The sequence below is a fragment of the Allofranklinella schreckenbergeri genome (assembly GCF_003703475.1).
Taxonomy (GTDB): Bacteria; Pseudomonadota; Gammaproteobacteria; order Burkholderiales; family Burkholderiaceae_C; genus Lampropedia; species Lampropedia schreckenbergeri.
Genome location: NZ_RDQM01000007.1, coordinates 149005 through 160799 on the forward strand (window position 1 = coordinate 149005; position 11795 = coordinate 160799).

The window sequence follows — 11795 nt, forward strand, 5'->3', positions numbered from 1 at the left end:
GAATAATAAAAAGCGGCTCCAAGCCGCTTTTTTATTTGGACAGCAAGCGCATGGCGTCCTCCAGCCCCTTGATGGTCAGGGGGAACATGCGCCCGCCCATGAGCTGGTTGATGAGGTCGATGCTGTGGCGGTAGGGCCAGGAGGCTTGCGGCTCAGGGTTGATCCAGGCGTGCTGGGGGAAGGCGTTGGTGAGGCGTTGCAGCCATTCGGCGCCAGCCTCGGCGTTGTGGTATTCGACGCTGCCGCCCGGTTGCAGGATTTCGTAGGGGCTCATGGTGGCGTCGCCCACGAAGATGAGTTTGTAGTCCTTGTTGTACTTGCGGATGATGTCCCAGGTGTCGAACTTCTCGGTGAAGCGGCGGCGGTTGTGCTTCCACACGAAGTCGTAGACGCAGTTGTGGAAGTAATAAAACTCCAGGTGCTTGAATTCGCTTTTGACGGCGGAGAACAGCTCCTCCACGCGGGGGATGTGCTCGTCCATGGTGCCGCCCACGTCCATCAGCAGCAGCACTTTCACGCTGTTGTGCCGCTCGGGGACCATCTTGATGTCCAGCCAGCCCGCGTTGGCGGCGGTGGCGCTGATGGTGCCGGGCAAGTCCAGCTCCAGCTCGGCGCTGGTGCGCGCGAATTTGCGCAGGCGCTTGAGGGCGACTTTGATGTTGCGCGTGCCCAGCTCCTGGGTGTCGTCATAGTCGCGGTACATGCGCGCGTCCCACACCTTGACGGCGCTTTTTTGCCCGCCCTTGCCGCCGATGCGGATGCCGCGCGGGTTGTAGCCGCCGTGGCCAAAGGGGCTGGTGCCGCCGGTGCCAATCCATTTGTTGCCGCCTTCGTGGCGACCTTGCTGTTCTTGCAGGCGCTTTTTCAGCGTCTCCATCAGCTCGTCCCACTCCATCGCTTCCAGCGCGGCTTTTTGCTCGGGCGTGAGTTCGCGCTCCAGCAGTTGCTTGAGCCAGTCCTGGGGAATGGCGCGGGCCAGCTCGGCGCGCTGCTCCACACCGTGGAAGTAGGCGGAGAAGGCGCGGTCGAACTTGTCATAGTGCTTTTCGTCCTTGATGAGCACGGTGCGCGCCAGGTGGTAGAAGGCGTCCATGTCGCCCACGTCTTGCGGGTCGGCCAGCGGGCCGATGACGCCCGCTTGCAAGGCTTCGAGCAGGGCCAGAAATTCCTTGACGGAGATGGGCAGGCCGCCCGCGCGCAGGGTGTAGAAAAAGTCGATCAGCATGGCGGCGTAGTCGGTGGCGGGGTGTGGGAGGCGTGGGGAAAGTCGGCAAGAAGCCTTGCGTGGCGCTAGGCTGGCTGCCGGGCCTGATCGCGGCTCTGGTGGCGCGCCAACTGGTGCAGCAGATGGGCGCGGGTTTCGGGCCACTCTTCACGGGTGAGGCTGTACATGACGGTGTCGCGGATGGTGCCGTCGCGGCGCAGCGCGTGGCCGCGGATCACGCCGTCTTTTTTCGCGCCCAGACGCTCGATGGCGCGCTGGCTGGCGTAGTTGAAGTTGTCCGTGCGCCAGCCCACCACGCGCGCGCCCAGCGTCTCGAACGCATGGGTGAGCAACAGCAGTTTGCAGGTGGTGTTGACGTGCGTGCGCTGCACGCGCTGGGCATACCAGGTGTAGCCAATCTCCAGCCGCCGCACGGCGGGCAGGATGTCGTGGTAGCTGGTGCTGCCCAACACTTCGCCACTGGCGGCCTCAATGACGGCAAAGGGCAGCCGCTGGCCTTGTTGCTGCATCTGCAAGGCCGTTTCGATGTAGGCGCGCACATTTTCCGGCTCGGGCACGCTGCTCACGCGCAGTTCCCACAACCGGCCGTCGCAGGCGGCGGCGCGCAGGCCGTCTTCGTGGTGCGGTTGCAGCGGCTCCAGGCGCAGGCCGTCGGCGTGCAAGGTGGTGGGGGCGATGGCCCAGTTCATGGCTGTTCTCCAGGGGAGGCAGGGCGAAAGGATGGCGCGGCCGCCAGCAGCTCGGCCAGGCGCTGCGCGTCCTCGGCGGCGATGTAGCCGATAGGGCCGCTCACGCTTTGGCCGTCATCGCTGCCGGGGCAGGCGCTGTTGGCGGAGCGGTAGCGCTGGGTGCCGGTGCGGTCGGTCAAGGTCAGTTCGTAAATGGGCGCGCCGATTTCGCATGGCCCGGCTTCTTGCGTGCGCAAGTTCGCCAGCGCATCGCGGGCGGCCGCGCTGGCCTGGGCCAGCGGGCGTTCGATGACAACGTGGGCGGCGGCGTGGGAAGCGGTGGTGGCTGAAGCAGCTGCGCCCGCCCATTGGCTTTTGACGATGGCGATATGGGCCTGCGCGTCGTCATGCCGGGGGCGCCAGACCAGCGCGCCTTGCACGTCGTAGCCACCGCCGCAAGCGGCCAGGGCAGCGGTGCAAAGCGCGGCCACGATGGAGCGGGGGCAGGGGCGGGAGCGCGACAAGACACGCAGGCGGGCGGGAGCATCCAGAGGCATAGGCGGGGGCAGCGGTGGCTGGCAGTGGTCAGCGGTTGCGCTGGTTCATGAAAACGAGTTTTTCCAGCAAGGTGACGTCTTGCTCGTTTTTCAGCAAAGCGCCCAGCAGCGGCGGCAGGGTGATTTTGTCGTCCTGGCTGCGCAGCGCTTCCAGGGGGATGTCCTCGGCCACCAGCAGCTTGAGCCAATCGATCAGCTCGCTGGTCGAAGGCTTTTTCTTCAAGCCAGGCACGCTGCGGATTTCGTAAAAGCTCTTGAGCGCCGCACTCAGCAGCTCGCCCTTGAGGCTGGGGAAATGCACGGCCACGATCTGGCGCATGGTGTCGGCATCGGGGAATTTGATGTAGTGGAAAAAGCAACGGCGCAAAAAGGCGTCGGGCAGCTCCTTCTCGTTATTGGAGGTGATGAACACGATGGGGCGCTGGCGCGCGCGGATGAGTTCACGCGTTTCATAGACGTAGAACTCCATGCGGTCGAGCTCGCGCAGCAAATCGTTGGGGAATTCGATATCAGCCTTGTCGATCTCGTCGATCAGCAGCGCCGTGGGCTGCTCGGCGGTGAAGGCCTGCCAGAGCACGCCTTTGACGATGTAGTTGTGGATGTCCTTGACGCGGTCGTCGCCCAATTGCGAATCGCGCAGACGGCTGACGGCGTCGTACTCATACAAGCCCTGCTGCGCCTTGGTGGTGGATTTGATGTGCCATTGCAGCAGGTTCAGCCCCAGGGCCTGGGCCACTTCTTCGGCCAGCATGGTCTTGCCCGTGCCCGGCTCGCCCTTGACCAGCAGCGGGCGTTGCAAGGCAATGGCCGCGTTCACGGCCAGCTTGAGGTCTTGGGTGGCAACGTACTGATCGGAGCCTTGAAATTGCATGCTCATCCTTTGAAAGAAAAACGGGGCCAAGCGGCGGGGAAATGAAGAAACGGGCGATTTTGCCGCACGCTCATGCCATCGCTGCCCGTGCAAGCCCTCCCGCACCTGTCAAAAACCCGTCAAAAGACAATTATTTTATAAATCATCAGGAAATAAAATTACCTTAATTTGGCATGATGACAATAAAACCATTTTTACTAAATGGAATTAATCGCAAAAAACACCAAAACGCCCTGCACACCCGCACCAGATCACACCCAATCGCACCGCGCCGCCGCCCATGCCGCCAGGGCCGAGCGCCACCCACTGGGGCGAAACCGCCACACCCGGCCCATACCACCCGCCAAACACCGCCCAAAGCCACCCAGGCGCGCAAAAAGGCCCTGCGCGTACGTGGTGGCAGTGGCACAATCGTGCCCATTCTTTTCCGGCGCCTTCCCCCACGCCCCGCATCCGCCAATCGGTTCAGCCGTGTCGCGGAAGGTTTTTGTCAAACCAACTAATGCGCTCCCAAGGAGCGCCGAGGTCCCGCGAGTCATGAGCGATCCCACCCTGTACCAGCAATACCAGGGCAACACCCATCTGTTCGGCAGCAACGCGCCGTATGTCGAGGAGATGTACGAAAACTATCTGGCCGACCCCACCAGCATCCCCGAAAGCTGGCGCGAATATTTCGACGCGCTGCAAAACACCCCGGCCGCTGATGGCACCTTCAGCCGCGACGTGCCGCACCAGCCCGTCATCAACGCCTTTGCCGAACGCGCCCGCCAGGGCGTGACCCAGGTTGTCGTGGCCAGCGGCGCCGACACCGAAATGGGCCGCAAACGCACCGCCGTGCAACAGTTGATTGCCGCCTACCGCAACGTAGGCCAACGCTGGGCCGATCTGGACCCGCTCAAACGCACGCCGCGCCCCCACATCCCCGAGATGGAGCCCGCCTTCTACGGCCTGGCCGATGCCGATCTGGAAACGGTGTTCAACACCAGCAACACCTTCTTCGGCAAAGACACGATGACGCTGCGCGAGCTGCTCAACGCCCTGCGCGAGACTTACACCACCACCATCGGCGCCGAATACATGTACCTGACCGACCAGACGCAAAAGCGCTGGTGGCAGGAAAAGCTCGAAAGCGCGCGCACCAATCCGCATCTGAACGCCGAGCAGAAAAAACACGTGCTCAAGCAGCTCACCGCTGCTGAAGGGCTGGAGCGCTTCTTGCACACCAAATACGTCGGCCAAAAACGCTTCTCGCTCGAAGGCGGCGAGAGCTTCATCGTCGCCATCGACGCGCTGGTGGAAGCCGCTGGCGTGGCAGGCGTGCAAGAAGTCGTCATCGGCATGGCCCACCGCGGCCGCCTGAACGTGCTGGTCAACGCGCTAGGCAAAATGCCTGCGGATTTGTTCGCCGAATTCGAGCACACCGCGCCCGAAGACCTGCCTGCGGGCGACGTGAAATACCACCAGGGCTTTAGCTCGGACGTGCCCACCGCGGGCGGCCCCGTGCACCTGACGCTGGCCTTCAACCCCTCGCACCTGGAAATCGTCAACCCCGTGGTGGAAGGCTCGGTGCGCTCGCGCATGGACCGCCGCGGCGATCCGCAAGGCAAGCAAGTGCTGCCCGTGCTGGTGCACGGCGACGCCGCCATCGCCGGCCAAGGCGTGGTGCAGGAGACGCTGGCCATGTCGCAAACGCGCGGCTACACCACTGGCGGCACGGTGCACTTCGTCATCAACAACCAAATCGGCTTCACCACCAGCGACCCACGCGACACGCGCTCGACCTATTACTGCACCGATGTGGTGAAAATGGTCGAAGCGCCCGTGCTGCACGTCAACGCCGATGACCCCGAGGCCGTCGTGCTGGCCACCCATCTCGCGCTGGAATACCGCATGACCTTTGGCCGCGATGTGGTGGTGGACATCATCTGCTTCCGCAAGCTGGGCCACAACGAGCAGGACACCCCCATGCTCACCCAGCCGCTGATGTACAAGAAAATCGCCCAGCACCCCGGCACGCGCAAGGTCTATGCCGACAAGCTCATCGCCCAGGGCGTGCTCGATGCCGACGGCCCCGAGGAGATGATCCGCGCCTATCGCGCCGTGCTCGAGCATGGCAAGAACACCGTCGAGCCGGTGCTGACCAACTTCAAGCGCCAGTACGCCGTCGATTGGGCGCCCTACCGCAGCAAGTGGACGGACGAGGCCGACACCGCCATCCCCCTCTCCGAGTGGAAACGCCTGGCCGAACGCCTGACCACCTTGCCCGAAACCGTCACCCCGCACCAGTTGGTGAAAAAGGTCTATACCGACCGCGCCGCCATGGGCCGTGGCGAAATCCCCGTGGACTGGGGCATGGGCGAAGGCATGGCCTTTGCCTCGCTGGTGGCCAGCGGCTACCCTATCCGTCTCTCGGGCGAAGACAGCGGCCGTGGCACCTTCAGCCACCGCCACTCCGTCATCCACGACCAGAACCGCGCCGCCTACGATGAGGGGGTGTACATCCCGCTGCAAAACATCGCCGAAAACCAGGCGCCGTTCGTGGTGATCGACTCCATCCTCTCGGAAGAAGCCGTGCTGGGCTTCGAGTACGGCTACGCCTCCAACGACCCGCACTCGCTGGTGATCTGGGAAGCGCAGTTCGGCGACTTCCTCAACGGCGCGCAGGTGGTGGTGGACCAGTTCATCGCCTCCGGCGAGGTGAAGTGGGGGCGCCTGAACGGCCTAACCATGATGCTGCCGCACGGCTACGAAGGCCAAGGCCCCGAGCACAGCTCGGCGCGCATCGAGCGCTTCATGCAGTTGGCCGCCGACACCAACATGCAACTGGTGCAGCCCACCACCGCCAGCCAGATCTTCCACCTGCTGCGCCGCCAGGTGCTGCGCCCGCTGCGCATCCCGCTGGTGATCTTCACGCCCAAGAGCCTGCTGCGCAACAAGGACGCAACCTCGCCCATCAGCGAATTCACCGAAGGGCGTTTCCGCACCGTGATCGGCGAGCAAAACGAGGCCATCCTGGCCAAGGCCGACAAGGTCAAGCGCCTGATCGCCTGCTCCGGCAAGGTGTATTACGACCTGGTGAAAAAGCGCGAAGAGTTGGGCGAGGACAACGTCGCCATCATCCGCATCGAGCAGCTCTACCCCTTCCCGCACAAGGCCTTTGGCGCGGAAGTCAAACGCTTCCCCAACGCCAAGGAAATCGTCTGGTGCCAGGACGAGCCGCAAAACCAGGGTGCCTGGTTCTTCGTGCAGCACTACATCTACGAAAACATGCTCTCGGGGCAAAAGCTCGGCTATGCCGGGCGCGCCGCATCGGCCTCGCCCGCAGTGGGCTATGCCCACTTGCACCAAGAGCAGCAAAAAGCGCTGGTCAAAGCCGCCTTTGCGCGCCTCAAAGGTTTTGTGCTGACCAAGTAAGCCCCGCCAAGGCTGTCGCCCTGATCTTCAACCAGGGCGGCAGCCTTCTTCTGCTGCTTTTTCGCTTTTTTCCCCGCCCCTTTCCTCGAACCCCCACTAAGAGACATTCCCATGGCCGTCATCGAAGTCAAAGTTCCCCAACTCTCCGAATCCGTTTCCGAAGCCACGCTGCTGCAATGGAAAAAGAAAGCCGGTGAAGCCGTCGCCGCCGACGAAATCCTCATCGAAATCGAAACCGACAAAGTCGTGCTCGAAGTGCCCGCCCCCTCGGCTGGCGTGCTGGCCGAAATCGTCGAAGGCGACGGCGCCACCGTCACTTCGGATCAACTGATCGCCCGTATCGACACCGCCGCCCAGGCCGCTGCAGCCCCCGCTGCCGCCGCGCCCGCGCCAGTTGCTGCCCAGGCTGCTGCCCCTGTTGCCGCCGCGCCTGCTGCCGCATCGGCCAGCAAAGCCGGGGTCGCCATGCCCGCCGCCGCCAAGATCCTGTCGGAAAAAGGCATTGACGCCGCCAGCGTTGCCGGTACCGGCAAAGATGGCCGCGTCACCAAGGCCGACGCGCTGGCCGCCAGCCCTGCCGCCCAAACTGCGGCCAAGCCAGCCGCCGCGCCCGTGGCCCCGGCCATCGCTGGCGAACGCCCCGAGCAGCGCGTGCCCATGAGCCGCCTGCGCGCCCGCGTGGCCGAGCGCCTGCTGCAATCGCAAGCCACCAACGCCATCCTGACCACCTTCAACGAAGTGAACATGGCCCCGGTCATGGAGCTGCGCAAGAAGTACCAGGACAAGTTCGAGAAGCAACACGGCGTGCGCCTAGGCTTCATGAGCTTCTTCGTCAAAGCCGCCGTGCATGCGCTCAAGCAGTACCCCATCGTCAACGCCAGCGTGGATGGCAACGACATCATCTACCACGGCTACTTCGACATCGGCATTGCAGTGGGCTCGCCGCGCGGCCTGGTCGTGCCCATCCTGCGCGACGCCGACCAACTCTCCTTTGCCGACATCGAGAAGAAGATCGCCGAGTTCGGCGCCAAGGCCAAGGAAGGCAAGCTCAGCATTGAGGAAATGACCGGCGGCACCTTCTCCATCAGCAATGGCGGCGTATTCGGCTCGATGATGTCCACCCCCATCATCAACCCGCCGCAATCGGCCATCCTGGGCATCCATGCCACCAAGGAGCGCGCCGTGGTCGAAAACGGCCAGGTCGTGGTGCGCCCGATGAACTACCTGGCCCTGTCCTACGACCACCGCATCATCGACGGCCGCGAAGCCGTGCTGTCGCTGGTGGCCATGAAGGACGCCCTGGAAGACCCGGCACGCTTGCTGTTTGACATCTGATGGCATGAGCGCATTCGAGTGGGACGAGGCCAAGGTCGGCCTCAACCTGCGCAAGCACGGCGTGGCCTTTGCGGAGGCCGCGACCGTGTTTGAAGATCCGCTTGCCCTGAGCTTCTTCGACGATGCCCACTCCATGGCCGAAGAGCGCTGGATTACCATCGGTTACTCCGCGTCTTCGCGCATGTTGCTGGTCGTCAGCACCGAGCGGCAGGAGGCCATCCGCATCATCAGCGCCCGCAAGGCGACTTTGGAAGAAAGGAAGTCTTATGAATGGCACAACCGATGACATGCAGCGCGACTACAGCGAACTGTTTGCCCGTCAGACGCCCGTGCGTGGCAAATACTTCGAGCAAGCCATGCGCGCCAAACGCATGGTGGAAATCGACAGCGATGTGCTACAGGCCTTCCCCACTGCCAAGGAACTCAATGCCGCATTGCGCAGCCTGATTGCTGCCTCGCGCCACGTGCATTTGAAAGATGCTTCCTGAAAAGCCGCCCCCTGTCCCCAATCTGACGCCTGCGTGCGCTCCGCTTTCTGCACCGCAGGCACTCACCCACACATCTCCACCCACGGATCACCTCACCGGCATCGAACGCGCCCTGCAACGCGCCTATGAAAGCGCCTGCCGCATCGCCTGGCAAACCAACACGGCGATGGTGTTCGAGATAGACGGCCAGATCGTCAAAGTCCATTTCCCCCAACCCACCCCTCCCAAATTCACACCATGAGTAAAGCATTCGATCTCATCGTCATCGGCGCTGGCCCTGGCGGCTACATTGCCGCCATCCGCGCCGCCCAGTTGGGCATGAACGTCGCCTGCGTGGACGCCTGGAAAACCAAGGACGGCAAACCCGCCCCCGGCGGCACCTGCACCAACGTCGGCTGCATCCCCTCCAAAGCCGTGCTGCAATCGAGCGAGCACTTCGAGCAAGCCAATCACCACTTTGCCGAGCACGGCATCAGCGTGGGCAAAGTCAGCATGGATGTCGGCCAAATGCTGGCGCGCAAAGCCAGCGTGGTGAAGCAAAACAACGAAGGCATCCTCTACCTGTTCAAGAAGAACAAGGTCAGCTTCTTCAACGGCCTGGCCTCCTTCACCAAAGCCGTCGAGGGCGGCTTTGAAATCCAGGTCAGCGGCGACAAGCCCGAAACCCTGACCGGCAAGCAAATCATCATTGCCACCGGCTCCAGCCCGCGTGCGCTGCCCGGCGTGCCGTTTGACGAAAAAATCGTGCTCTCCAACGACGGCGCGCTGGAAATCGCCAGCGTGCCCAAAAAGCTCGGCGTCATCGGCTCGGGCGTCATCGGCCTGGAGCTGGGCAGCGTCTGGCGCCGCCTGGGCGCGGACGTGACCGTGCTCGAAGGCATGCCCGCTTTTCTGCCCGCCGCCGACGAAGCCATCGCCAAAGAAGCCAAAAAGGCCTTCGATAAGCAAGGCCTGAAAATCGAGCTGGGCGTGAAAGTCGAAGAAGTCAAAACCACCAAGACCGGCGCCACCATCCAATACACCGACGCCAAAGGCCAGGCCCAAAGCCTGAAGGTGGACAAGCTCATCGTCTCCATCGGCCGCGTGCCCCACACCGAAGGGCTGAACCCGCAAGCCGTGGGCGTGCAGCTTGATGAGCGCGGCGCCATCGTCGTCGATGGCGATTGCCGCACCAACGTGCCCGGCATCTGGGCCGTGGGCGATGTGGTGCGCGGCCCCATGCTGGCGCACAAGGCCGAGGAAGAAGGCGTAGCCGTGGCCGAGCGCATTGCTGGCCAGCACGGGCATGTGAACTTCAACACCATCCCCTACGTCATCTACACCAGCCCGGAAATCGCCTGGGTGGGCAAGACCGAGCAGCAGCTCAAGGCCGAAGGCGTGGCCTACAAAGCCGGGAGCTTCCCCTTCATGGCCAACGGCCGCGCCCGCGCACTGGGCGACACCACCGGCCTGGTGAAAATCCTCGCCGATGCCAAAACCGACGAAGTGCTGGGCATGCACGTCATCGGCCCCATGGCCAGCGAACTGATCGCCGAAGGCGTGATGGCCATGGAATTCAAAGCCAGCGCTGAAGACATCGCCCGCACCTGCCACGCCCACCCCACGCTGAGCGAGGCCACCAAAGAAGCCGCTCTGGCCGTGGACAAACGCACGCTGAACTTCTGAGGACTTCAGTGATGCTCTTCGAGGTTGCCGCACCAGCAGGCTCTTAGAAACACTTATGCACAAGGGCGGGCAACCGCCCTTGTGCATTTCATGCATTCATAAAGAAAAAATTTGACCTTATATAGGCATATCCACAATGAAATTACTTTTACACATGATTTAGAAAAATAACCCTCCACAACACTGCCAACCCCGTATTTAATGGTTTGCTCGGAAGCCCAAAAGCAAGCAACCCACCTAGAATCGCGCTCCTTCAGCCCATTCGGCCCCTTTCTTTCACACCTTCGTTACCAACCCATGCACACCCCTCGTTTCACCCTACAAACCGTAGCCCTCGCTGCCAGCTTGCTGTGCGCCACCGGCGCTGCCCAGGCCAAAACCTGGGTTCTGTCCTCCGACAAGGAAGGACTGTCCAGCTACAACACAGGCATCAGCATCGTCAACTCCATCTACAGCACATTTGAAACTGCTGCTGGCGGCCCCACGGAAACCATTGACGGTCGCGGTCTGCTGCATGCCAGCGCGACCGATCCCTTGCCTGCCGACGTACCCGCCGATGTGGACATCGTGGTGGTCGCCACCGTCCAACCCAATCAAACCGTCACAGGTGTGCAGCACGGCGTTGATGCGACGCGCTTTGCCAAAGTCATGGATTGGGCCAAAACCCGCAGCGACCTGACCTTCGTCTTCCTCAACGACGGTTGCTGCCGCCCTTCGGACACTGGCAGCGTTGCGGGCTTTCTCAACAACAGCCTGGGCCTGAGCGCCGCGGACGAGATCACCAGAGTCGGTAGCGTGGCCCCCCAAGGCAACTCCGTCTATCTCAACACCAACTCGCCCTACAAAGACAACTTCGCTGCCCTGGACCCACTGGCTGCCGAGGTCTATGGCAAATACGTCAACGTCCCCGCTCCCTACGCCGTCTATTTGGCCCCTGCCGCTGCCGACACCCCGCCCGCATCCATGCCAGCAGCTGCGGACAAAGTACAGGCCTATGGCATCGTCGTCCCCCGCGCAGCCACCAATGGCAGCGCTTGTGTGATCGCCTTTAGCGACACCAGCCAATTCGCTCTGGCCTCCGCTCCGGCACAAGCAGGCGAACTAGCCAATAGCATCATGGCTGCCGCGAGAGACTCTGCGGGCGCCTGCCAGGTGAAAACCGTGGCGACTGCCGATCTGGTGCCCTCCATCACCCTCTCTTCGCCCCTGCAAGTAGGCGGCAACGGCACGCTCACCGTCAAGGTAGACAACCATGGCCAAAGCGACAGCGCCGCTGGCGGCAAAGTCGTGGTCACTTTGCCAGCGCAAGCGCAAGTGGATGACACCGCATTGCCCACAGGCTGCACCAAACCGGCGCCCTCTGAAGTGGAATGCACACTGGGCGCCATCACCGCACAAAACCACAAAACATTCGCACTGCCCATCACCATCGTTGGCTCTGGCGCGGACAGCACCTTCCGCTCCCAGGTGACAGGCGCCGCCGCCGACACCGGCGAACTGGCGCCCCAACTGCAAAACAACGGCCCCATTGAGCGCAAAGTCACCATCGCCGCTCCCACAGCCACCATCACC

Annotated in this window: 11 protein-coding genes; 7 read left to right on the forward strand and 4 right to left on the reverse strand. The window is 62.8% G+C overall.

Going from position 1 to position 11795, the window contains the following annotated elements; all coding sequences use genetic code 11:
* Positions 1-31 precede the first annotated feature (31 nt).
* The 4 genes from EBQ26_RS07160 to EBQ26_RS07175 form a co-directional block, all read right to left on the reverse strand.
* Positions 32-1225 (reverse strand): vWA domain-containing protein, encoded by a 1194-nt coding sequence (locus EBQ26_RS07160; RefSeq protein WP_122238315.1) that lies wholly within the window; start codon positions 1223-1225, stop codon positions 32-34.
* A gap of 65 nt (positions 1226-1290) precedes the next feature.
* A complete protein-coding gene (locus EBQ26_RS07165) occupies positions 1291-1914 on the reverse strand; it encodes a GNAT family N-acetyltransferase (protein ID WP_122238316.1) in 624 nt (207 codons plus the stop codon).
* Positions 1911-2450, reverse strand: a complete 540-nt coding sequence (locus tag EBQ26_RS07170) for a hypothetical protein (protein ID WP_147474019.1) — start codon at positions 2448-2450, stop codon at positions 1911-1913. The genes EBQ26_RS07165 and EBQ26_RS07170 overlap by 4 nt, the downstream gene beginning before the upstream one ends.
* Before the next feature lie 28 nt (positions 2451-2478).
* Positions 2479-3321, reverse strand: coding sequence for an AAA family ATPase (locus tag EBQ26_RS07175; RefSeq protein WP_122238347.1), 843 nt, complete (start codon positions 3319-3321; stop codon positions 2479-2481).
* A 537-nt stretch (positions 3322-3858) separates the two neighbouring features.
* On the opposite strand from EBQ26_RS07175, the gene EBQ26_RS07180 reads away from it, so the two are divergent.
* From EBQ26_RS07180 to EBQ26_RS07205, 7 genes are all read left to right on the forward strand, one after another.
* Positions 3859-6735 carry a 2-oxoglutarate dehydrogenase E1 component gene (locus EBQ26_RS07180; RefSeq protein WP_122238318.1) on the forward strand — a complete coding sequence of 959 codons (2877 nt, stop codon included), beginning with the start codon at positions 3859-3861 and terminating at the stop codon, positions 6733-6735.
* A 111-nt stretch (positions 6736-6846) separates the two neighbouring features.
* Positions 6847-8070, forward strand: coding sequence for a 2-oxoglutarate dehydrogenase complex dihydrolipoyllysine-residue succinyltransferase (gene odhB, locus EBQ26_RS07185; RefSeq protein ID WP_122238319.1), 1224 nt, complete (start codon positions 6847-6849; stop codon positions 8068-8070).
* A gap of 4 nt (positions 8071-8074) precedes the next feature.
* Complete coding sequence (locus EBQ26_RS07190; protein ID WP_122238320.1) at positions 8075-8356, forward strand: BrnT family toxin; 282 nt, start codon at positions 8075-8077, stop codon at positions 8354-8356.
* Positions 8337-8558, forward strand: a complete 222-nt coding sequence (locus EBQ26_RS07195) for a hypothetical protein (RefSeq protein WP_124780947.1) — start codon at positions 8337-8339, stop codon at positions 8556-8558. Before EBQ26_RS07190 ends, EBQ26_RS07195 begins: the two co-directional genes overlap by 20 nt.
* Complete coding sequence (locus EBQ26_RS12670) at positions 8548-8799, forward strand: hypothetical protein (RefSeq protein ID WP_124780945.1); 252 nt, start codon at positions 8548-8550, stop codon at positions 8797-8799. Before EBQ26_RS07195 ends, EBQ26_RS12670 begins: the two co-directional genes overlap by 11 nt.
* Positions 8796-10223 carry a dihydrolipoyl dehydrogenase gene (gene lpdA, locus EBQ26_RS07200; RefSeq protein WP_122238322.1) on the forward strand — a complete coding sequence of 476 codons (1428 nt, stop codon included), beginning with the start codon at positions 8796-8798 and terminating at the stop codon, positions 10221-10223. Before EBQ26_RS12670 ends, lpdA begins: the two co-directional genes overlap by 4 nt.
* A 297-nt stretch (positions 10224-10520) precedes the next feature.
* Positions 10521-11795, forward strand: a 1275-nt coding sequence (locus EBQ26_RS07205) for a DUF11 domain-containing protein (RefSeq protein WP_147474020.1), incomplete at its 3' end; no start/stop codon positions are given.